11 protein-coding genes are annotated in these 23,392 nt (G+C 62.0%); 4 read left to right on the top strand and 7 right to left on the bottom strand.

Annotation, left to right across the window (positions count from 1 at the left end; translation table 11 throughout):
• Window positions 1-55: 55 nt before the first annotated feature.
• The 3 genes from gmd to OEG82_RS04535 are packed head-to-tail and all read left to right on the top strand — an operon-like array spanning window position 56 to window position 3,268.
• Window positions 56-1,114 (top strand): GDP-mannose 4,6-dehydratase, encoded by a 1,059-nt coding sequence (gene gmd, locus OEG82_RS04545; protein ID WP_267611268.1) that lies wholly within the window; start codon window positions 56-58, stop codon window positions 1,112-1,114.
• Window positions 1,115-1,145: 31 nt separating this feature from the next.
• A complete protein-coding gene (locus OEG82_RS04540) occupies window positions 1,146-2,087 on the top strand; it encodes a GDP-L-fucose synthase family protein (protein ID WP_267611267.1) in 942 nt (313 codons plus the stop codon).
• Complete coding sequence (locus OEG82_RS04535; protein ID WP_267611266.1) at window positions 2,084-3,268, top strand: DegT/DnrJ/EryC1/StrS family aminotransferase; 1,185 nt, start codon at window positions 2,084-2,086, stop codon at window positions 3,266-3,268. The genes OEG82_RS04540 and OEG82_RS04535 overlap by 4 nt, the downstream gene beginning before the upstream one ends.
• A gap of 6 nt (window positions 3,269-3,274) precedes the next feature.
• Here the strand turns inward: OEG82_RS04535 and OEG82_RS04530 are convergent, their stop codons facing one another.
• The 5 genes from OEG82_RS04530 to OEG82_RS24200 all read right to left on the bottom strand — a co-directional run bounded on the left by OEG82_RS04530 (window position 3,275) and on the right by OEG82_RS24200 (window position 21,030).
• Window positions 3,275-4,144: an alpha-1,2-fucosyltransferase gene (locus tag OEG82_RS04530; protein ID WP_267611265.1), complete on the bottom strand. Its 870-nt coding sequence runs from the start codon at window positions 4,142-4,144 to the stop codon at window positions 3,275-3,277.
• 87 nt (window positions 4,145-4,231) lie between these two features.
• Window positions 4,232-4,783 (bottom strand): glycosyltransferase family 25 protein, encoded by a 552-nt coding sequence (locus OEG82_RS04525; protein WP_267611264.1) that lies wholly within the window; start codon window positions 4,781-4,783, stop codon window positions 4,232-4,234.
• Complete coding sequence (locus OEG82_RS04520; protein WP_267611263.1) at window positions 4,780-4,980, bottom strand: glycosyltransferase family 25 protein; 201 nt, start codon at window positions 4,978-4,980, stop codon at window positions 4,780-4,782. Before OEG82_RS04520 ends, OEG82_RS04525 begins: the two co-directional genes overlap by 4 nt.
• A 102-nt stretch (window positions 4,981-5,082) precedes the next feature.
• Window positions 5,083-6,270 carry a hypothetical protein gene (locus OEG82_RS04515; protein ID WP_267611262.1) on the bottom strand — a complete coding sequence of 396 codons (1,188 nt, stop codon included), beginning with the start codon at window positions 6,268-6,270 and terminating at the stop codon, window positions 5,083-5,085.
• 135 nt (window positions 6,271-6,405) lie between these two features.
• Window positions 6,406-21,030 (bottom strand): VCBS domain-containing protein, encoded by a 14,625-nt coding sequence (locus OEG82_RS24200; RefSeq protein WP_324288931.1) that lies wholly within the window; start codon window positions 21,028-21,030, stop codon window positions 6,406-6,408.
• A gap of 427 nt (window positions 21,031-21,457) precedes the next feature.
• On the opposite strand from OEG82_RS24200, the gene OEG82_RS04495 reads away from it, so the two are divergent.
• Entirely contained in the window at window positions 21,458-22,354 is an 897-nt protein-coding gene (locus OEG82_RS04495; protein WP_267611261.1) for a transglutaminase-like cysteine peptidase, read from the top strand.
• A 101-nt stretch (window positions 22,355-22,455) separates the two neighbouring features.
• Here OEG82_RS04495 and OEG82_RS04490 read toward each other — a convergent pair whose 3' ends face one another.
• Window positions 22,456-23,052 carry a ribbon-helix-helix domain-containing protein gene (locus OEG82_RS04490; RefSeq protein WP_267611260.1) on the bottom strand — a complete coding sequence of 199 codons (597 nt, stop codon included), beginning with the start codon at window positions 23,050-23,052 and terminating at the stop codon, window positions 22,456-22,458.
• 64 nt (window positions 23,053-23,116) lie between these two features.
• On the bottom strand, window positions 23,117-23,254 hold the full coding sequence (locus tag OEG82_RS04485) for a hypothetical protein (RefSeq protein ID WP_267611259.1): 138 nt from the start codon (window positions 23,252-23,254) through the stop codon (window positions 23,117-23,119).
• Between the last annotated feature and the right edge of the window lie 138 nt (window positions 23,255-23,392).

The following is a 23,392-nucleotide window of genomic DNA, read 5'->3' as shown; positions in this document are numbered from 1 at the left end:
ACCGGCGGCGACCCGACACCATCAAGACCGTTGCCCGAAGGGATATAGCCCAGCCATGACCGAGACTTCGCGCAAGACCGCCCTGATCACCGGCGTCACCGGACAGGACGGCGCCTATCTGTCCGAGTTCCTGCTCAAAAAGGGCTACGAGGTGCACGGCATCAAGCGGCGGACCTCGCTGTTCAACACCGCGCGCATCGATCATCTCTTCGAGGGTGAATATGGCCGCTCGGGCCAGTTCGTGCTGCACCATGGCGACATGACCGATTCCTCGTCGCTCACCCATGTCCTGCAGCAGACCAAGCCGGACGAGGTTTACAATCTTGCGGCCCAGAGCCATGTCGCGGTGTCGTTCGAAGAGCCGGAATACACCGCCAATTCCGATGCGCTCGGCACGCTTCGCCTGCTCGAAGCCATCCGCATCCTCGGCCTGAAAGACAAGAGCAAGTTCTACCAGGCCTCGACCTCGGAGCTTTACGGCCTGGTCCAGGAAACCCCGCAGACGGAGCGCACTCCGTTCTATCCGCGTTCGCCCTATGCCGTGGCCAAGCTTTACGCCTACTGGATCACCATCAACTACCGCGAGGCCTACGGGCTCTATGCCTGCAACGGAATCCTGTTCAATCACGAAAGCCCGCTGCGCGGCGAGACCTTCGTCACCCGCAAGATCACCCGCGCGCTGGCCCGCATCAAGCTTGGCATGCAGGAAGACCTCCGGCTTGGCAATCTCAATGCACTGCGCGACTGGGGCCATGCGCGCGACTATGTCGAGATGCAGTGGCTGATGCTGCAGCAGGACGCCCCGGATGATTTCGTCATCGCCACCGGCGTGCAATATTCGGTGCGCGACTTCGTGCTCGCGGCCGCGGACGCGCTTGGCATGGTGATCCATTTCGAAGGCGAAGGCGTCGACGAAGTCGGCCGCGATCCATCCGGCAAGGTGATCGTCAAGGTCGATCCACGCTACTTCCGCCCGACCGAAGTCGAGACGCTGCTGGGCGACGCTTCCAAGGCCAAGCAGAAGCTCGGATGGACGCCGCAGACCTCGTTTGCCGATCTGGTCGCCGAAATGGCTCAATCCGACCTCGCCGAAGCGACGCGGGACGGAAAGTGACGGCTTGCCGGCGGCAGGGAGACAGGCTTCGATGAAGATAGTGCTGACAGGCGGCAACGGCATGGTGGGGCGCAATATCCGCGACCACGCGACGGCCAGCCAACACGAGCTGATCGCGCCGCGCAGCCGCGAGCTCGATCTCACCGACGGACCGGCGACCGAAGCCTATATCGCGCGGGTCAAGCCGGACTTGATCATTCATGCTGCGGGCCGGGTCGGCGGCATCCAGGCCAACATGGCGCATCCGGTCGAGTTCCTGGTCGAAAATCTCGACATGGGGCGCAACATCGTCATGGCCGCGCGCGCGTCGGGGACGCCGAAACTCATCAATATCGGCAGCTCCTGCATGTATCCGCGCGCAGCCCCCAATCCGCTGGAAGAGAGCATGGTGCTGACCGGTGAGCTCGAACCCACCAATGAGGGCTATGCGCTGGCAAAGGTGATGACGGCGCGGCTGTGCGATTATGTCAGCCTGTCAAACCCCGGGCTTGACTACAAGACGCTGATCCCGTGCAATATTTTCGGCATTCACGACAAGTTCGATCCCGCAGTTTCCCATCTCCTGCCCGCCATCATCCGCAAGGTTGACGAGGCCGCGCGCACCGGTGCGGAGAGCGTCGAGATCTGGGGCAGCGGCGAGGCGCGGCGCGAATTCATGTTCGCCTCCGACCTCGCCGACGGCATCTGGACCGCGGTCGAGCGGTTCGACGATCTGCCCGGCATGATGAACATGGGCGTCGGTCATGATCACTCGATCAATGATTACTATGCCGCCGTGGCCCGGGTAATCGGATGGCAGGGCAGCTTCACCCATGATCTGAGCAAGCCGGTCGGCATGAAGCAGAAGCTTGTCTCGGTTGCCATGCAGCGTGAGTTCGGCTGGCTGCCGTCGACCTCGCTCGATGATGCGATTGCAAAAACCTACGCCCATTTCCGCGCGCTCCCGGCAGCGGCTGAGGAGAATCACCCGTGACAGACAAAGCCTTTCCGCTGGCCACCAGCTCCTGGGACGAGAAGGAATATGCGGCGATCGACCGCGTGGTGAAATCCGGCTTCTTTTCGATGGGCAAGGAAGTCGCCGCTTTCGAGAAACTGTTCGCGGACCAGATCGGCGCGCCCTATGCAGTGATGTCGAATTCCGGCTCCTCGGCCAATCTGCTGTTCGTGGCAGCCCTACGCTATCACTCGCGCCACACGCTCGCGCCCGGCGACGAGGTGATCGTGCCGGCAGTGTCGTGGAGCACCACCTATTATCCGCTCTATCAATATGGCCTGCGGCTCAAATTTGTCGACATCGATCTCGACACACTGAACTTCGATCTTGGCCAGCTCGAAGCGGCCATCACGGACAAGACGAAGGCCATTCTGGCGGTCAACCTGCTTGGCAATCCGAACGCGTTCGATCGCATCAAGGCGATCATCGGCGGCCGCGACATCGTGCTGCTCGAGGACAATTGCGAATCCCTCGGCGCGACCTATAACGGCCAGCAGGCAGGCACCTTCGGCCTGGCAGGCAGCTATTCGGCGTTCTTCTCGCACCATATCTCGACCATGGAAGGCGGCGTCACCGTCACCCATGACGAGGAGCTCTATCACATCATGCTCAGCCTCCGGGCGCATGGCTGGACCCGCAACCTGCCCAACCCGAACCACGTTACCGGCGCCAAGGGCGATGATCCCTTCGAGGAGGCCTTCCGCTTCGTGCTGCCCGGTTACAATCTGCGACCGCTGGAAATGAGCGGCGCCATCGGTATCGAGCAGATGGCCAAGCTGCCGATGATCGTGGAAAACCGCCGCACGAACGCCGTCCTGTTCAAGCAGGTGATGGCTGACTTCCCGCAGATCCGCACCCAGCGCGAGACCGGCGAAAGCAGCTGGTTCGGTTTTTCGATGATCATCGATCCCGAGTGCGGCGTGGCCCGCAAGGAGCTTGTCGCCTGTCTTTTCAGCCACGGCATCGAGGCGCGGCCGATCGTGGCCGGCAATTTTGCCAAGAACGAGGTGGTGACGCGTTACATGGATCATGAAATCCACGGCGGGCTCAAGAATGCCGAACTGGCCGACACACACGGCCTGTTCATCGGCAACCATCACTACCCGCTTGATGCGCCGATGCAGCAACTGGCCGCGGCGCTCAAGGCCGCTTTCGCGTAAACGGATCTACAGCCTGAGCCATCCCGGCGGGGTGATATCGGGATTGGAGAGTTTCGGGTCAGCGAACCATTGCACTGGTGCTGCCACGATCTTGTTGTGCGACGGGTTGAGCCAGGCGCCCCACCAGGAGAAGGTGGAGTTGGCGATGATGTTGTGATCACACAGGCTCATCAGCCGCAGATCTTCGTGCGCGGTTGCGCCGTCATTGATGGCGACGGGCACCAGTTCGGCATCGAGCTTGATATTGTCGCGCACCCAATCGGGATCATTGGAAAACAGATAGACCACCGGATCCTGCCCCGAGCGCGTCCTGACCTCTTCGAGCGCCTGCTGGTAATAGGCCAGGTCGGTCGAGCCATGGGCCGCCTGTGCCTTGGCATTGGTGATGTAATCGCCGCGGCGAATGTGCAGGGAAACCGACGGCCCGCTCTGGATGCGCTCGCTCATGCGGGCATTTTCGCCGCTGATCGGTTCCCTGAAGCTCAGATCGTTCCACAGCGTTGGGGCGATGTCGTCAAAGTAACGCTGGGACTGAAAATAGCCGTGCAGATAGCAATCGGCATCGATTGAAGCGATCCGCTCGTTGTAGCCCAGGCCCTGCTCGCGGACAAAGCGCGGCGAACGGCCGAACTTGCGCCACCAGGCATAGCTGAGCGGCCGGTTCTTTGCCGGCGGCAATTCATCATTACTGGCCACCCGGGCCTGAATGGCAAAGTGTTCCAAATCATATTTGAACGGATTTTCGGCTGTGTAGTGGCGGGTGTCGAGCAGCAACTCGGCGCCGGTGCGCAGAGCTACAGCGCGGCCAACGGCATATTGAAACAGCTGATTGCCAAGTCCGCCATGCAGGCGCGAGATCACGCGGGTCATAGCCATGCTTCCGTCGCGCCGGATGCCCATACAAGCTGATTGAACATGCTGATCTCCTTGATCGCCCGGCTCTCGCAAGAATGGCTGCACGTGTCAAGCCGGACCGGCATGAACCCGCGAAAGTGCGGCGATGCGGGCGCGGTAGAGCGGGCGCAGGATCTCGCGGCGGAGGCGTTGGGGCAGCGCAAGGTTGCGGGCCTGGATGGTGGTGCCGCCAATCTCGCTGCCCTTGTCGCTGACACCGGAAGGCAGGACCAGGCAGGCGCGCAGGCCGGTGAGCCAGTGCATCTGCATATAGGTGTCGACGGGGCGGTCAAAACGCGCGGTCTGCGCGAGCAACTGGTGTGCGGCGGACCGCGAATAGAGCGTGCAGGAGGCTCGCAGCGGGATCTGCACCGGTCGGGTCAACCGGACATTGCCGGCCGACGCCACGACCGCTCCCGGCCTGGCAATGTCGCGGACCTGAAACTGGATGATGCCATGGGTGGCGATATAGGCCTGCGCCAGTTCCAGCGCCGGGGCGAAGGTGGCGGTGTCGATCTCGACATCGTCCTCGATCACCAGGCCGGCCTCGAGGCCTGCATCGGCAATGGCCTGCCAGGCCTTGCGATGGCTGAGAAAACAGCCGACCTCGCCGGCGCTCAACCGGAACGGATAGCGCGGGGCATGCAGGGGGCGGATGAATAGACCGCGTCGATTTCCGCGCCCGACATGTCGCGGCCGTCCACCGCATCGACAATGCCCGCCGGCACCGGGCAGGCTGCGAGCAGGCGATCGACCTGTGGCCGCCGTGCGTCAGCACGCGCCAGATGAATGATGAAGGCCTCGACCGGTGTGTTCATGCTGCGTCCGCGTGTCGTTTCACATCCGGTCGCCGGCGACAGTGCCGGACCGGATCTTGTGTTCTGGCGACCGGATGTGTCGTCCGCAAGGCAAAGCCCCAATCAGAAGCCGCTGCCTTCTTCCTGAATGACCTTCAGGGAACCGTCTTCGATGCGGTGAACGATCATGCGCCGCTCGATTCGGCCATCGGGCCGGAACCGGAACAGGCCGGTCGCAGCACGAAATCCTTGCGTCGATGTCAGATTGGCAACGGTGATGGAGTCCGGCCCGCCGGTGCGCACCAGACCGGCGGCAACCGCCACCGCATCATAGCCAATTGCTGCATCATAGCTCGGCGTGCGGCCAAACTTGGCCTTGAAACGCTCGGAGATGACGCGGACACTGGCGGTTGACGGGATCGCCACCATCAGGCCCTGCGCCGAGGGCCGCTTGTAGATTTCTTCCGGGATCAGCGATGTGGCGATCGCCGTGGCGATGGACTTGCCGAATTCGCCTGCCGCCAGAATGTCGATCACCTGGCCGATCGCCTCGCCGCCGCCGAGCAGCACGATGGTGTTGGCCTTGGAGAAAACCGGCGTTGCATTGGCAAAGGCCGCGCTCAAATTCTTGCCATTGGCCGGATAGGGCACGAAGCCGACCGTGGTACCGCCCTTGATCCGGATGCCTTCACGCAGCCTGAGAAGATTTTCCGCCGGGAAACCCGCCTCATGGACCACGACGATGTTTTTCTGCTTGGCGGCGACGGCGACGCCGACCCCCTCGAGCGCGCTGTCGATGGCATCGCCATAGAGCGGCCAGATATTGCTGCCGCCGGCTGAATTGTTGGCGATCAGCGCCAGGATCGGCGGCCGCGGTGGGGTGGTGCCCGAAATGATGCGTGACACTTCGGCGTTGGTCGCAGGGCCGATGATCATCTTGACGCCGGCAGCCGATGCGGCCCGGACTTCCGCCACGGCCTGGGTGGAACCGGACCGGAAGGCGCGAATGTCCAGCATGAGCTGGCCGTCGCCGAGATCATCCAGCGCCATTCGGGCGCCGTCGGCGATGTCGGCGGCCTTGACCCGCATGTCGGGATCGCTCGGCAGCAGCACGGCGATCTTCACCGGGCCGTTGCCATAGGTCGAATTGCTCACCGGCGATGGTGCGGAACCTTCGCCCAGTCCGTCACCGAGATTTGAAGCCTGGCAGCCGGCAAGGCCGACGCACGCCATCAGCAAAAACGCGCGGGCTACGCCTTTCAACGACACCCGGCCCGGCCTTGCCACCCCGTCACACACATGGTCCTGCACTGCAATACTCCGAACAAACCGTACAAATGCCCTACAGCGTGCCTTGCGTCAAACCTGACACCTGCCGCCGCACTTCCATTCCGTGACACGATACGGTCCCCGAACCGGTCAGGGTTCGGGGACCGACACATCTTATCAGATGATCACGGGTGTCGAGGCTGCGTCATCATCAACCAGGATGCGCAGTGCATCCGTGCCCGGAACGAATTCGGCGATCTGCACGAAACCGGCCGGACCGGACCCATCGACATCGACTTCCAGAACGTCGCCGTTCATTTGGACATATCCGGCTCCGTCGGCGGGAACGTCCTCCGCGCCGAGAAGCTCCGACAGATCGACGACATCGCCATCATCGAAATTGTAGTCGGCGATCAGGTCGAGAATGCTCAGATCGACATCGGCCAGCGCATCGGCATCGAAGACAAAGGTATCAGCCCCGCCGCCACCGGACAGGATATCGAAGCCCGCACCGCCGTTGAGGATGTCCTCGCCAAGACTGCCAAACAGCGAGTCATCTCCGCCGCCGCCGTTGAGCACATCCACGCCATTGCCGCCGACAAGCGCATCATCGCTGTTGCCGCCTGTCAGTGCATCGTCGTCGTTGAAGCCGAGCAGCAGGGTCCGTTGTCCATCCGGAGCAACGAGTGCGTCCACGGCGTTATGGCCACGGTCCAGGGTGAAGGTGCCTTCGCTGAACTCGAACTTTTCGACATCCGTGAACACCTTGGTCAGACCATCGCTATTCACGCGGCTGTCGGTGACCTGCGTGAAGCTTCCATAGTGCTGGAAATTATAATCTCCCACCGAGCCGGTGAAGACCGCCGTGTCGGTGCCGTCACCGCCATGAAGATCATCATTGCCGGTCCCGCCGATCAGCCTGTCATCATCGGCGCCGCCAATAAGCAGATCATTGCCGCCGCCGCCGTTGAGCACATCCACGCCATTGCCGCCAACAAGCGCATCATCGCTGTTGCCGCCTGTCAGTGCATCGTTGTCGTTGAAGCCGAGCAGCAGGGTCCGTTGTCCATCCGGAGCAACGAGTGTGTCCACGGCGTTGTGGCCACGGTCCAGGGTGAAGGTGCCTTCGCTGAACTCGAACTTTTCGACATCCTTGAACACCTTGGTCTGGCCATCGCCGTTGACGCGGCTGTCGGTGACCAGCGTGAAGCCCGGATAATGCTGGAAATTGTAGTCCCGCACCGAGCCGGTGAAGACCGCCGTGTCGGTGCCGTCACCGCCATGCAGATCATCATTGCCGGTCCCGCCGATCAGCCTGTCATCATCGGCGCCGCCAATAAGCAGATCATTGCCGCCGCCGCCGTTGAGCACATCCACGCCATTGCCGCCGACAAGCGCATCATCGCTGTTGCCGCCTGTCAGTGCATCGTTGTTGTTGAAGCCGAGCAGCAGGGTCCGCTGTCCATCCGGAGCAACGAGTGCGTCCACCGCGTTGTGGCCACGGTCCAGGGTGAAGGTGCCTTCGCTGAACTCGAACTTTTCGACATCCTTGAACACCTTTGTCTGGCCATCGCCGTTGACGCGGCTGTCGGTGACCAGCGTGAAGCCCGGATAATGCTGGAAATTGTAGTCCCTCACCGAGCCGGTGAAGACCACCGTGTCGGTGCCGTCACCGCCATGCAGATCATCATTGCCGGTCCCGCCGATGATGGTGTCATCGCCTTCGCCGCCGTTGATGATGTCGTTGCCGCCACCGCCATTGAGGATGTCGTTGCCGCCATTGCCATTGAGCAGATCGGAACCCGGGGTCATGGTGTAAATCAGTTCGCCATCAGCACCGCCGGTCAACACATTGCCGCCATAGGCGCCCGGTGCACCGTGGTTGACGATCTCCATGCCACGGCTGTTGCCGTTGCCGGTGTGATCGAGCGTGTTGTTTTCGACATCCGTATTCGGACCACGTGCCCGCACGGCCACGCCGTAGCGATCGGTAAAGCCGGTGAAAATGTTGCCGGTGATGAACGAGTCCGCCGCATCAATGGTGACGAGCGCATTGCCCTGGGCTGAAACGCCGTCATCCGAGCTGACACCACCGGCCGTGCCGGTCACCTGGTTGTTGGAGAAGGTGATGTTGTGGCTGGAAGGCGCCGCATTGTTGCCATTGCCCATGACGACAAGCTGGCGCGGCACATTGTTGCCGACATCGAACTGGGTCCCAAAGCCAATTCCGGACGGATTTGTCCCCTCGAAGGTCTGCCCAGAGATGATGTTGCCATCGATCAGCGTGTTGGTCACCGCATAAGCAGTTTCCGACGTGATGCCGGAATCGCCGCGTGCAACGATGTCGTTGCCCTTGATGACGATGCCGTCATGACCTCCCTGGAGATAGATCGCCGCCTTTTCGACGGCGCCATTTCCGTTGATCCCGCGGATTGTGAAGCCCTGACCGGTTCCGCCGATGGTGACATTGTCGACATTCGGGTCGATCTCGATCGTTCCGAGCTCGGAGCCGGCATTGATGCCGTCGATGATCGTCACATCGCGGCCATCGGTCGAGACCAGGTTGATCGATTTGTCGATCGTCAGGTTCTCATTATAGGTGCCGGCATGCACTTCCACGGTGTAACCGGTTGCTGCCGCGATGATACCGGCCGAAATCGTCGAGTAGGTACCGACCAGTTCATTGGCGGTATTGAACACGAACACATCGGCAGTCAGGTCAAGATCGGCTCCGGTGCCGGAATACTGGATGGTTTCGATGCCATACAGCGTCGACACGTTGGTGGTGCCGTTCTGCTGAACGACCCAGCTGCCATCGCTGCCTCTTGTGACAGAGAAGCCGGATGCTGATCCCTGAATGATCGCAATGTCGTTTTCAGTGTCGACGGCGTGAACATTCGAGGGCGTGCCGAGATCCTGTTCATTGCCATAGATCGTGTCGACACCCTTGGTCAGATAGATTGTGTCATTGCCTGTTCCGCCGACGATGACGTCACTGCCGGCGTCGCCGCCGCCACCCATGCGATCATTGCCTGCGCCGCCTGAAAGGAAGTCGTCGCCATCGCCGCCGTTGAGAACATCATTGCCCTCGCCACCGAAAAGCTGGTCGTTGCCGGTGCCGCCGCGCAATTCGTCATTGCCGTCATTGCCATGGGCAACAATGCGCACGTCGGATCCGCCCGCCGAGTGGACCATGGTTGAGCCGTCGACCGTGTCGTTGCCCGATCCGCCTTCAAATTCAATGGTCGAGGTGTTGACGCCGGAGGTTGCGAAGTCGCCCGTGATGTTCAGCGTTCCGCTGCCGGCCGTGAAGTCGACCTTGACCTCTTCGACATTTTCGACCGAGACCGTATCGGCGCCGGATGTGGCGGTGAAACCCGGAGTGCCGGAAACCGCATTCAGCGTGATGGTCTGGCCCGCTGCCGTCGATGCCAGTTCGAGAGTGTCTTCGTCCGCACCGCCATCAACCGTGTCGGAGCCTTCTCCCACTTTCCAGGAGATGCGGTCATTGCCCGCGCCACCATGGACGCTGTCGATGCCGGCGCCGCCTTCGAGGAAATCATTGCCCAGACCGCCAATCAGCATGTCGGCGCCGGCCAGGCCGGACAGCCGGTCATTGCCGTCGCCGCCGTCAATGACGTTGTCGCCGGAATTGCCGACAATCAGGTCGACATAATCGGAGCCGGTGATGTTCTCGACGCTGATCAACTTGTCATGATCGACCGCGTTCGCCGCGATCGCCGCGTTCAGATCGACCCAGTTATAGAGAGGCTTGGTCGAAAGATCGGTCTTCCAGCCGGCGTCGAGACGCACATAGGTGCCCTCGTCCTCGGAAGAGTAATCCGCCGTGTCGGTGCCTGCGCCGCCGTCGACCAGGTTCTTGCCCGACCCTGCCATGAGCCTGTCATTGTCAGCGCCGCCGAACAATTTGTCATCGCCAGTGCCGCCGACCAGCGTGTCGTTGCCGTCCTCGCCATGAAGCTCATCATTGCCGTCTCCGGCCTGGATCCAGTCGCCGCCGGCTCCGCCCTTGAGCACATTGTCGCCGCTGCTGCCATTGATGATGTCGGCATAGGCCGTGCCGGTCACATTCTCGATGCTGACCAGATCGTCATGTTCGGCCAGATCATTGTCGACCGCATTCTTCAGCGCCGCAAAGGTGCCGTAGAACTGCTGCACCAGGCGGGATGTTGCCCAGCCCTGACCCAGTTGCACATAGACGCCGCCGCTGTCGGCAGCGTAGTTGGCGGTGTCGATGCCGTCGCCGCCATCGAGCAGGTCGCTGCCGGTGCCGCCGACCAGCGTGTCATTGCCATCCTCACCATAGAGCTTGTCGTTGCCGTCTCCGGCCTGGATCCAGTCGCCACCGGCGCCGCCCTTGAGGACATTGTCGCCGCTGCTGCCATTGATGATGTCGGCGTAAGCCGTTCCGGTCACGTTCTCGATGCTGACCAGATCGTCATGTTCGGCCAGATCGTTGTCGACCGCATTCTTCAGCGCTGCAAAGGTGCCGTAGGACTGCTGCACCAGGCGGGACGTTGCCCAGCCCTGACCCAGTTGCACATAGACGCCGCCGCTGTCGGCAGCGTAGTTGGCGGTGTCGATGCCGTCGCCGCCATCGAGCAGATCGCTGCCGGTGCCGCCGACCAGCGTGTCATTGCCGTCTTCGCCATAGAGCTTGTCGTTGCCCGCACCTGCCTGGATCCAGTCGCCACCGGCGCCGCCCTTGAGGACATTGTCGCCGCTGCTGCCATTGATGATGTCGGCGTAAGCCGTGCCGGTCACGTTCTCGATGCTGACCAGATCGTTATGTTCGGCCAGATCATTGTCGACCGCATTCTTCAGCGCCGCAAAGGTGCCGTAGGACTGCTGCACCAGGCGGGATGTGGCCCAGCCCTGACCCAGTTGCACATAGACGCCGCCGCTGTCGGCAGCGTAGTTGGCCGTGTCGATGCCGTCGCCGCCATCGAGCAGGTCGCTGCCGGTGCCGCCGACCAGCGTGTCGTTGCCATCCTCACCATAGAGCTTGTCGTTGCCGTCTCCGGCCTGGATCCAGTCGCCACCGGCGCCGCCCTTGAGGACATTGTCGCCGCTGCTGCCATTGATGATGTCGGCGTAAGCCGTTCCGGTCACGTTCTCGATGCTGACCAGATCGTCATGTTCGGCCAGATCGTTGTCGACCGCATTCTTCAGCGCTGCAAAGGTGCCGTAGGACTGCTGCACCAGGCGGGATGTGGCCCAGCCCTGACCCAGTTGCACATAGACGCCGCCGCTGTCGGCAGCGTAGTTGGCCGTGTCGATGCCGTCGCCGCCATCGAGCAGGTCGCTGCCGGTGCCGCCGACCAGCGTGTCATTGTCGGCGCCGCCGAACAATCTGTCATCGCCGGTGCCGCCATCGAGGAAATCATTGCCCGTACCGCCAATCAGCGTGTCTGCGCCGGCCAGGCCGGACAGCCGGTCATTGCCGGCGCCGCCGTCAATGACGTTGTCGCCCGAATTGCCGACGATCAGGTCGACATGGTCGGAACCGGTGACGTTCTCGATACTGATCAACTTGTCATGATCGACCGCGTTCGCCGCGATCGCCGCGTTCAGATCGACCCAGTTGTAGAGGGGCTTGGTCGAAAGATCGGTCTTCCAGCCGGCATCGAGGCGCACATAGGTGCCCTCGTCCTCGGATGAGTAATCCGCCGTGTCGGTGCCTGCACCGCCGTCGAGCAGGTTCTTGCCCGATCCGCCGGTGAGCGTGTCATTGTCGGTGCCGCCGAACAATCTGTCATCGCCGGTGCCGCCATCGAGGAAATCATTGCCGGTGCCGCCAATCAGCGTGTCTGCGCCGGCCAGGCCGGACAGCCGGTCATTGCCGGCGCCGCCGTCAATGACGTTGTCGCCCGAATTGCCGACGATCAGGTCGACATGGTCGGAACCGGTGACGTTCTCGATGCTGACCAACTTGTCATGATCGACCGCGTTCGCCGCGATCGCAGCGTTCAGATCGACCCAGTTGTAGAGGGGCTTGGTCGAAAGATCGGTCTTCCAGCCGGCATCGAGGCGCACATAGGTGCCCTCGTCCTCGGAGGAGTAATCCGCCGTGTCGGTGCCTGCACCGCCGTCGAGCAGGTTCTTGCCCGATCCGCCGGTGAGCGTGTCATCGTCGGAACCGCCGAACAACTCGTCATCGCCGGCACCGCCGGACAGAACGTCATTGCCGGCATTGCCACTGATGGTGTCGCGCCCTGCGGTTCCGGTCAGTTGGTCATCGCCGCTGCCGCCAAGAATGTTCATCGGCTTGCCGATGGCCACATTGGTCTGACCATCACCATCCGGATTGCCGCCGGCATTGAACACGATGTCGGTCGTAACCGCGGCGAAGTTGAACTCGGTCAGCACGTTGGTGAAGCTGTTGTCTTCGAGTGTTGTCAGCTCGGGGCCGTTGACAATCGCGTCGATCCTGATGGCGTTGACCACCTTGAAGAAGGTGTTGTCGGAGACAGTCCACGGAGTGTTGTCGGGCGCGTTGCCGGCATCGAAGACCGCAAGATGAATGCCGTTATGTCCGCTGGTAAAGTCATTGCCGGCAATGGTCAGATCAGCCAGGCCGGTTGCATCCGACTGGATGGCCCAGGACCAGTTGACGCCGTAATGCGCGCCGCCCGCGCCGCCGCCGGCACCGCCAAAGGCATTGTCGACGATCCTGATTGCGCCGGTTGCCGCCGCGTCGACCTGGATGCCGACGCCGCCATTGGGGTTGTTCGGGTGGTAGACAACGCTGTTTTCAACGCTGACGCTGGCATTTCCCTGGACAGTCAGGGATGGCTGGCCCGCGGGCTTTTCAAGACGCACGCCATCCAGCACCACATCGATTGCTGCGAGCGAATTGACGGTGATCTCACCGCTGATGACAGCTTCGCCGGTGCGGCCGAGGGACGCCGGGTCGCCATCATTGGGACCGACGATGGTGACGGAATGCCCGATGAGCACAGCATCGGAATAGGTTCCTTCCGCAAGCCGGATGAGATCATCGGTGGTGCCGCGGAAAGCGGAGGCATCGACGGCTTCCTGGATGGTCTCGAAGGAGGCAATCAGGACGCCGGCGCCATCAAACAGCTGCACGGTGTGAGCAAGATTGATGGTCGCATCGCCAAAGGACAGGATCTCGATTTCCGACAGGCTGTCGGTGCCGGTGTCGCCATCGGCAAGCGGCGCGATATCCCTGACCTGGCTGATGTCGATGACAAAGCCATTGGCATCGGTGACCAGCGTCAGATCGTAGCCCTCGCGGTTGCCGGCATAGACCACGGTATCGCCGATACCCGCGGTCTCGCCGGTCTCGCCGCCGGTGAAGCTGTCATTGCCGCCGGTGGCAACAAAGGTGTCGTCGCCGCCATTGCCCCGGATGGTGTCGACGCCGCTGGTGCCGGTGACCGTATCATTGCCGCTGCCGGTGGTGATCTTCAGGTCGGAATTGCCGGTGCCGGTGACCGAGAAATTGCCCGTTGCGCCCAGATCGATGGTGATGTCGGCGGCGACATTGCCGAAGGCGATGTCGGTGATGACATTGTAGAATTCGTTGCCGGTGATGCTGGTCACGTCCGGACCGCCGCTGATCGCGTCGATCTGCAGGCCATAGGCCACCGTGGTCATGACATTGCCGGAGATCGAACCGGTCGCATCGTCATAGGCGACGAGCTTGATCGCAGCGCCGACGGAGGTGAAGCTGTTGTTGGTGATGGACAGATGGGTGCCGGGCGCAGCCGACTGGATCGCCGGGTTCCAGCTCTCGTTGTAGTGACCGTGGATGATGCCGCCGAAATCATTGCCGTCAATGGTGATGGCGCCGGTGGCGGTCGAAGCAAGATAGATCGCCTGGTCGTTGTTTGCCTTCTCGCCGCTGGTGGAGGCGAAGACGCTGTTCTGCACCGTGACATCGGCACCGCCGGTGACGGTCACGCCATCGAATTCGGTGGCCCGGTCGCTGGTGTTGGAGACCTCGATGCCGTCGATGACGACCTTGCCGGCCGCAGCCGAGACCGTGATCTGACCCTCGATCACCGCTTCGCCGGAGCGCGTGCCATTGCCGGCAATGCCCGCATTGGGGCCCAGGATGGTGACTGCCTTGTCGACATTGGTATCGCCGACATAGGTGCCGGGCGCGATCATGATGATGTCGCCGTCCCGGGCCGCGTCAACCGCGGCCTGCAGGCTGTCAAATCCGCCATTGCCGACCAGCAGAATATTGCCATCGGCATGCTGGATGATTTCGATCTCGATCAGTCCGTCGGTGCCCTCCCGACTGCCGGTCGTGACCGTCCAGCCGACCTGATTGCCGGCGGTCGCCGCATCGGCATCGTCGACAAAGGTGACCATGTCCGGCGTGACCGCCCGATTGTAGACCGCAGTGTCGGTTCCGGTGCCGCCGTCGAGCAGATCGCTGCCCCTGCCGCCGGTCAGTTCGTCATTGTCCTCGTCGCCAAACAACCGGTCGGCGCCGGCACCACCGGACAGCTTGTCGTCACCGGTGCCGCCGTGCAGCTCATCGGCATTGGCGTTGCCGCCCAGGTCATCGTCTCCGGCGCCACCATAGATCAGATCCCGGCCGCCGCCGCCCCGGACGGTGTCATTCATGTTGCCGCCGTAAACCGTGTCGCGGCCACCTCCGGCGTTGAAGACGTTGCCGGGTCCGTATTCTGAAGCCAGGACATCGTCCGAATCAGGCAGGTAGACGACATCACGGCCGCCCAGGGCGTTGAGGTAATTTTCGTCCTGCGCGTCAGCCGCGGTCAGAATCCTGAGGTCGACGGTCTCGCCACTGGTGGTGAACAATACGTCATCGGCGCCGTTGACCCTGACCGTGATGGTCTCCTGCGCGACGCCGCCCTTTTCGTCATCAACCTGAACCACATAGGCGATTTCAACAAATTCACCCGTCTTGAGGTAATCGAAGAAATCATCGTTGGTGCTGCCGGCATTGAAGGACCAGTTGATGCTGCCGCCGGTCGTCGTGCCGGTCGAGGAAACCGATCCGAGCAGGCTCATCAGCGCCTCGAATTCCGCTGTGGTGTGGGTGCCGGTCTTGCCGCTTGCCGTGACTGACAGCAGCGAAATCTTCGGGATATCGGTCACATCGACATCATTGAAGGCCAGGCTGCCGATAAACGAGCCGCCGGTCAGGTCCCCCTTAGAGGCGGCGCCGGCCACGTCGACCGCTTCATTGAATTCGACAAGGACAGGTCCACCGGAAATGACAGGATCATCATTGGTGCCGGTGATGGTGATGGTCACCGTCCGGGCCGCCGAAGCCGCATCGAGGGAAGTGCTGTTGTCGGTCGCTATCACCTGGTAGCTGAATGTCAGCGTTTCGCCGGCAGCCAGGAAGTTGAGGTCTTCAGACGTCGAATAGCTCCAGCCGCTCGACACCGTATTGGTTGCATCGTCGATCGCCAGGGCTGTCAGGTCATCATCAAGCACGAAGCCATTGATCAGGTTCTGAATCTGCGTTGCATCCAGCTCGGCATCGGTGATGGTTCCGCCCGACCAGACGAGGTCATTGTTCGAAGTTTCGGACAGCGTCACCTCGTCGGTGTCGTCAAGATCGGAGATCGTGATCGTGCCGAGGGCGGACAGGATCCCGTCGCTCTCATTGGCGGCACCCGGTGTCTCGGATGTCGAGCGAACCCATTCGGTCAGCGCATCGCCGACACGCTGCAGCGACGCACCCAGGGGTGTTGACCCGGTTTCACGGACGCCGATATCGGTGGAAACCAGACCGGCAGCGGTGCCATTGGCAGCGGTGAAGCTGCCCTCATAGCTGATGAATTCGATAACGGTGCCGCTGTCTGACAGTGCAAGTCCGTCTGGCGAACCATTCTGAATGCCTGCATGCTCCCACACGTAATAATCAAAAGTGCCGTCGCTTGTCTTGGTCAAGCCGGCGACGGACGTCGAAGCATAGACCGAGCGCATGGTCGGAGCGCCGGTGTAGAGCTCGATGAGCATGCCGGAGACGTCTTCACCGGCAGCCACCCGAATCTCAATGAACTCGCCGGCATCGGTTCCGGTATTGTCGTAGTGAATCTCATTGATGCGTGGAGTGGACAGTTCTCCGCCAAAGGCATCTTCGGTCAATGCTGCGCCCGTCGTGATCGTATCGATCACGGGCTGGTCATTGGTGCCGGTGATGGTGATCGTCACCGTCCGGACAGCTGAGGCCGCATTGGGGCGGGTGCTGTCGTCGGTCGCCGTCACGTCATAGCTGAATTTGAGCGTCTCTCCGGCAGCCAGGAAGTTGAGGTCTTCCGACGTCGAATAGGTCCAGCCGCTCGACACCGTGTTGGTCACGTCGTCGATCGCCAGCGCCGACCTGTCATTGAGCTCGAAGCCGTCGACCAGATTCTGGATCTGCGTCGCGCTCAGCTGGTCGTCGGTGACTGCACCGGTCACGCCGCCCGACCAGACCATATCGTTGTTCGAGATGTACGAAATCGTCACCTCGTCTGTGTCGTCAACATCGGAGATCGTGATTGTGCCGCTATCGGACAGCTCCGCTGTGCCCGTGCCGGTGCCCGCCACTTCCGTCAGGCTGCCATCCGCGACGATGGTCTCGATCACCGGCTGGTCATTGGTGCCGGTGATGGTGACGACGATCTGGCGCGTGGCCGAAGCGGCATTGCCGGTCAGGCTGTCGTCTTCAACCGTCACGTCGTAGGTGACGATCAGCGTCTCGCCGTTTGCGAGGAAATCAAGCGCATTGTCGGCGACCGTATAGGTCCAGCCGGCTGTGTCGGCGCCCTGGTCGACAGCATCGATGACCAGCGTGCCCGGATCGGCAATCGCGGTGTCGCCATTGCTCCACACGGCCGAGACGAAATCCTTGCTGGTGGAGTGCTCGTCGGTCACATCGACGTCGGAGAAGTCGATCTGGCCGGAGGCCGTCAGCGGCGTGGACGCACCGGTGGTGTCGTCCTGCTCGGTGATGTCATCGGCAAGAACGGAGCTTGTCTCGATCACCGGCTGGTCATTGGTGCCGGTGATGGTGACGACGATCTGACGCGTGGCCGAAGCGGCATTGCCGGTCAGGCTGTCGTCTTCAACCGTCACGTCGTAGGTGACGATCAGCGTCTCGCCGTTTGCGAGGAAATCAAGCGCATTGTCGGCGACCGTATAGGTCCAGCCGGCTGTGTCGGCGCCCTGGTCGACTGCATCGATGACCAGCGTGCCCGGATCGGCAATCGCGGTGTCGCCATTGCTCCACACGGCCGAGACGAAATCCTTGCTGGTGGAGTGCTCGTCGGTCACATCGACGTCGGAGAAGTCGATCTGGCCGGAGGCCGTCAGCGGCGTGAACGCACCGGTGGTGTCGTCCTGCTCGGTGATGTCATCGGCAAGAACGGAGCTTGTCTCGATCACCGGCTGGTCATTGGTGCCGGTGATGGTGACGACGATCTGGCGCGTGGCCGAAGCGGCATTGCCGGTCAGGCTGTCGTCTTCAACCGTCACGTCGTAGGTGACGATCAGCGTCTCGCCGTTTGCGAGGAAATCAAGCGCATTGTCGGCGACCGTATAGGTCCAGCCGGCTGTGTCGGCGCCCTGGTCGACAGCATCGATGACCAGCGTGCCCGGATCGGCAATCGCGGTGTCGCCATTGCTCCACACGGCCGAGACGAAATCCTTGCTGGTGGAGTGCTCGTCGGTCACATCGACGTCGGAGAAGTCGATCTGGCCGGAGGCCGTCAACGGCGTGGACGCACCGGTGGTGTCGTCCTGCTCGGTGATGTCATCGGCAAGAACGGAGCTTGTCTCGATCACCGGCTGGTCATTGGTGCCGGTGATGGTGACGACGATCTGGCGCGTCGCCGAAGCGGCATTGCCGGTCAGGCTGTCGTCTTCAACCGTCACGTCGTAGGTGACGATCAGCGTCTCGCCGTTTGCGAGGAAATCAAGCGCATTGTCGGCGACCGTATAGGTCCAGCCGGCCGTGTCGGCGCCCTGGTCGACAGCGTCGATGACCAGCGTGCCCGGATCGGCAATCGCGGTGTCGCCATTGCTCCACACGGCCGAGACGAAGTCCTGGCTGGTGGAGTGCTCGTCGGTCACATCGACATCGGAGAAGTCGATCTGGCCGGAGGCCGTCAGCGGCGTGGACGCACCGGTGGTGTCGTCCTGCTCGGTGATGTCATCGGCAAGAACGGAGCTTGTCTCGATCACCGGCTGGTCATTGGTGCCGGTGATGGTGACGACGATCTGGCGCGTCGCCGAAGCGGCATTGCCGGTCAGGCTGTCGTCTTCAACCGTCACGTCGTAGGTGACGATCAGCGTCTCGCCGTTTGCGAGGAAATCAAGCGCATTGTCGGCGACCGTATAGGTCCAGCCGGCCGTGTCGGCGCCCTGGTCGACAGCATCGATGACCAGCGTGCCCGGATCGGCAATCGCGGTGTCGCCATTGCTCCACACGGCCGAGACGAAATCCTGGCTGGTGGAGTGCTCGTCGGTCACATCGACGTCGGAGAAGTCGATCTGGCCGGAGGCCGTCAACGGCGTGGACGCACCGGTGGTGTCGTCCTGCTCGGTGATGTCATCGGCAAGAACGGAGCTTGTCTCGATCACCGGCTGGTCATTGGTGCCGGTGATGGTGACGACGATCTGGCGCGTGGCCGAAGCGGCATTGCCGGTCAGGCTGTCGTCTTCAACCGTCACGTCGTAGGTGACGATCAGCGTCTCGCCGTTTGCGAGGAAATCAAGCGCATTGTCGGCGACCGTATAGGTCCAGCCGGCCGTGTCGGCGCCCTGGTCGACAGCGTCGATGACCAGCGTGCCCGGATCGGCAATCGCGGTGTCGCCATTGCTCCACACGGCCGAGACGAAGTCCTGGCTGGTGGAGTGCTCGTCGGTCACATCGACATCGGAGAAGTCGATCTGGCCGGAGGCCGTCAGCGGCGTGGACGCACCGGTGGTGTCGTCCTGCTCGGTGATGTCATCGGCAAGAACGGAGCTTGTCTCGATCACCGGCTGGTCATTGGTGCCGGTGATGGTGACGACGATCTGGCGCGTCGCCGAAGCGGCATTGCCGGTCAGGCTGTCGTCTTCAACCGTCACGTCGTAGGTGACGATCAGCGTCTCGCCGTTTGCGAGGAAATCAAGCGCATTGTCGGCGACCGTATAGGTCCAGCCGGCCGTGTCGGCGCCCTGGTCGACAGCATCGATGACCAGCGTGCCCGGATCGGCAATCGCGGTGTCGCCATTGCTCCACACGGCCGAGACGAAATCCTGGCTGGTGGAGTGCTCGTCGGTCACATCGACGTCGGAGAAGTCGATCTGGCCGGAGGCCGTCAACGGCGTGGACGCACCGGTGGTGTCGTCCTGCTCGGTGATGTCATCGGCAAGAACGGAGCTTGTCTCGATCACCGGCTGGTCATTGGTGCCGGTGATGGTGACGACGATCTGGCGCGTGGCCGAAGCGGCATTGCCGGTCAGGCTGTCGTCTTCAACCGTCACGTCGTAGGTGACGATCAGCGTCTCGCCGTTTGCGAGGAAATCAAGCGCATTGTCGGCGACCGTATAGGTCCAGCCGGCTGTGTCGGCACCCTGGTCGACAGCATCGATGACCAGCGTGCCCGGATCGGCAATCGCGGTGTCGCCATTGCTCCACACGGCCGAGACGAAATCCTTGCTGGTGGAGTGCTCGTCGGTCACATCGACGTCGGAGAAGTCGATCTGGCCGGAGGCCGTCAGCGGCGTGGACGCACCGGTGATGTCGTCCTGCTCGGTGATGTCATCGGCAAGAACGGAGCTTGCCTCGATCACCGGCTGGTCATTGGTGCCGGTGATGGTGATTGCCACCGCCTGCACCGAGGAAAATGTGCCGTCATTGATCTGGACATCGAAGGACAGCACGATGGTTTCGCCGGCCGCGAGGAAATCCACCGATTCATTGCCAACCGCATAGGTCCAGTCGATGGATCCGCCTGCTTCCGTGGTCGACTCGACAGTGATGCCGCCGATCGAATCCAGGCTGAAGCCGTCAAGCAGGGCCTGCAATTGCGCCGGAGACAGGGTGACTCCACCGGCCAGCGCCTGCGAGACCACGCTGCGCGAGGTGATTTCCGCGGTGCGGGTCATGCCGAAATCAAGATCGAGGAAACTGATCGAGCCTGTCGCGGCAACCGGGTCCGCATCCGTCCCGCCGGGATTGTCATCCGATTCCACGATCGCCCCGGACACATTGCCGCCCGTCAGGTCAGGACCGTCATTGCCGATGCCGTCAAGCGTTGTGGCGCCCGCCTGCTGACCGGAGCCGTCCTCGGTATTGCCGAGCAGTCCCAATGTCTGCGGCCCGTCACCGGCGATCGACGCACCGGTTGAATCCTGGAATTCTCCGCCCGAACCGGCCGGCGCCTGGGGCGAGACCGAAAGCGTGTTGCCGGGTCCTGCCGCGACATTGAAGCCGTTGGTGTCAAGCGCCGCAACCAGCACTTCCTGCGGGATCTCGATGTCGCCAATGACAAATGTAGGAAGATTGAGCGCGCCGCCGACAACCCGGATCTGGGAACCGTCCGGCTGAACCAGAAGCAGATCACTGCCGTCGAGTCTGATATCCTCGATGCTGGCCGTCTCGCGCAGGGTGACCCGGTTCTGCGAATCCGGAACCACAACACTGATTTCAGCGGGGCCCTCGTCAGGGGATGAAGAAACGGGAGAGCCGGAACCTGTGTCAGCCTGGGCCATCAGGATCGCGTCGTTGCGCCCTTCGTCCTCAGCAGTTTCGATCATGGTTTCGGAAGGTTCAACGCCGCGGTCTTCAATCATAACAGGACTCCTACATCACATTAACCCTTGCTTAACCAATTGGTATTGCGACAACAAATACTTTGAGTCCGTCATTGAATAGATAACTATGCCAAAGCCGCTTTAATATGGATATGGTAAATTCAATTGCATATTTACATATGCCCAAACCGACGGCTGCCGCCGCAAGGCATGCGCCGGGCTTGCGGATGGCCCTGCCCGGATAGGGGACACAGAGAACATATTGATTCAATTTTTAGCGATTTTACTAGATATCTGATAGCTGTATTTGTTTCCTGGATTTTATTCTTGCCTCGATAAGTTTCTTCGCAGCAGCGATGAAGGCAACTCGAATGAAATTCAGTTTACATTTAATATATTCAAGTATTCTTCTGCTTTTCTGGGCTCTTTATTCTGGCTCACAACAGCACAGGCCGACATTCCTGAAATGGCCAAGTCAACACCTGTCCCGGAACTTGTTACCGGCACACATGCTGCCTTTACCCCCGCAGCCATCTCCCAGCTCGACACTGCGGCGCAGCCGGCGACCGTGCGGCTTGTCAGCTTCCCTGTCTCCGCTCGCTATACACTCGGCTCCGCCGGGGTCGGCTTTGGCGCGATCGAAGGCTTTCCGGGCCGGACTGCGGCCGTTCTGACAGGCAGCACCGGCACTCCCGGCGCCGATGCAATGACCACCGCCTCGATCGCCTCGGTCGATTACGGCATCCGCAAGGATCTGTCGCTGTTCGGCGCCCACCGGATCCGCTTCGGCAAGATCAAGAGCGGGCTGCGGATCTCGTCGCTGATCCGCAAGGCCGCCCTCGCCGGGCCGGATATCATCTGCATCAATCAATGCGCCGCGCTGACCACCGAGCTGACCCGCAAGGGCACGGGCACCGTCGACCAGCTGCGTGCAGTGTCGCGCTCGGTCAACCATCTGGTCCGCTATGAGACCGATGCGCAGATGCATGGCCGGCTCGACCAGCGGTCGACGCCGAACGAGACCCTGCGCCGCGGCGCCGGCGACTGCGAGGATTACGCGATCCTGAAGATGGCGCTGCTGGCCGGCGCCGGCGTGCCGCTTTCCTCGATGGAAATCGTCGTGGTCAAGGACACCCGCCGGCGGCTGTTTCACGCGGTGCTGTCGGTGTCGGTGAACGGCAACAGCTACATTCTCGACAACATGACCGATGCGGTGGAAACCGACGTGGCCAAGCGCGACTACGCGCCGCTGTTTTCCATCTCCGGAACCGCCAATTACGTGTTCGGCTACAAGTCAGGCCAGAACCAGAAGCTCGCCTCGCTCAGCGAGATCCTCTCGGTGGCACCCGGCGCCGGCTTCTGAGCCGGCCGCCTCTCCAGCCAGCCAAGCAACCCCGATCATACCATGCCGCGAGTCACCGGACGCGCGGCATTGCCGTCTGCCGCAGCACTGCACTGTTCGCCTTACGAGGGGCCGGAGACAAAGGCGATGGCTGCCGGCGGGTCGTCCATGTCCGGCGCCAGCGCCAGGCTCAGCCGGCCGCGCAACAAGCGCTCGCCATAGCCGATGGTGAAGCCGGTATATTTCGGGCGGCTGCTGTCGGCCTTCATCTGCTCGATCAGATCGGCCAACGGCATTTCCAGCGTCAGCTTGATCTGGCCCAGTGCCGCGACATTGTCGAGGCCGGTGAACCGGGTCTGCAGATACATCAGAAATGCGCTGTTCTGGAACAGGATCTTCTTCTCCACCGAAATGATGAAGGCGGGAACCGGACAGGCGGCGATGATGGTTCTGGAGTTGAAGCGGCCGATGCGGGCGCGCAAGCCTTCATATTGCAACAACAGCCGCCGCATGATCGAGGCGCGCAGCAGCGAGCTCAGGCCGCTGTCGCCGGTCTTGCCGTCATGCAGCCGGGCCACATAGTCCGACACCGAAACGCCGTCGGCCCGGGTCAGATCCTCGAGTGCCGTCCAGAACACGCGTTCCAGGCGAAAGCCGCGGCGCTTGCCGTCGGTGTTGATCGCCCGGAAATGCGGCTTGAGTTGATCGGGATCATACATCCAGTGACGCTCTCTTCAGATCTGGGCTCTCGCCGCCCCGGCCATCATTTGCCCACCCTCGCGCTTACCGTTCGGTCAGCGCCTCGTAACGCGCCTTGCTGATCGGCTTGAGCAGATAATCCAGCACCGTCTTCTCCCCGGTCAGGATCTCCACGGAGGCAATCATGCCCGGGCGGATGGCGTGCTTGATGGTGCTGTCCACCCGCTACCGGCCCGGCGCCGGCGGCACGAAGCGCATCGGCCACAGACACCGGCCCTGGCCGGCGTCGAAGCCGGCCACCCCTGCACATGCCTGAGTTTCAGCGGCGGCATAGCGAAGCCCTGTGCCGCTGCCATTGCC

This window comes from Hoeflea ulvae (assembly GCF_026619435.1).
Lineage (GTDB): Bacteria > Pseudomonadota > Alphaproteobacteria > Rhizobiales > Rhizobiaceae > Hoeflea > Hoeflea ulvae.
The sequence above is the reverse complement of the archived record's forward strand: the minus strand, read 5'-3'. Positions and strand labels throughout refer to the sequence as shown.

Bases quoted from the DNA above. Each gene is read 5' to 3' on its own strand.
- gmd (WP_267611268.1), top strand. From the start codon at position 56: ATGACCGAGACTTCGCGCAAGACCGCCCTGATCACCGGCGTCACCGGA.
- OEG82_RS04540 (WP_267611267.1), top strand. From the start codon at position 1,146: ATGAAGATAGTGCTGACAGGCGGCAACGGCATGGTGGGGCGCAATATC.
- OEG82_RS04530 (WP_267611265.1), bottom strand. From the start codon at position 4,144: ATGGCTATGACCCGCGTGATCTCGCGCCTGCATGGCGGACTTGGCAAT.
- OEG82_RS04520 (WP_267611263.1), bottom strand. From the start codon at position 4,980: ATGAACACACCGGTCGAGGCCTTCATCATTCATCTGGCGCGTGCTGAC.
- OEG82_RS24200 (WP_324288931.1), bottom strand. From the start codon at position 21,030: ATGATTGAAGACCGCGGCGTTGAACCTTCCGAAACCATGATCGAAACT.
- OEG82_RS04495 (WP_267611261.1), top strand. From the start codon at position 21,458: ATGGCCAAGTCAACACCTGTCCCGGAACTTGTTACCGGCACACATGCT.
- OEG82_RS04490 (WP_267611260.1), bottom strand. From the start codon at position 23,052: ATGTATGATCCCGATCAACTCAAGCCGCATTTCCGGGCGATCAACACC.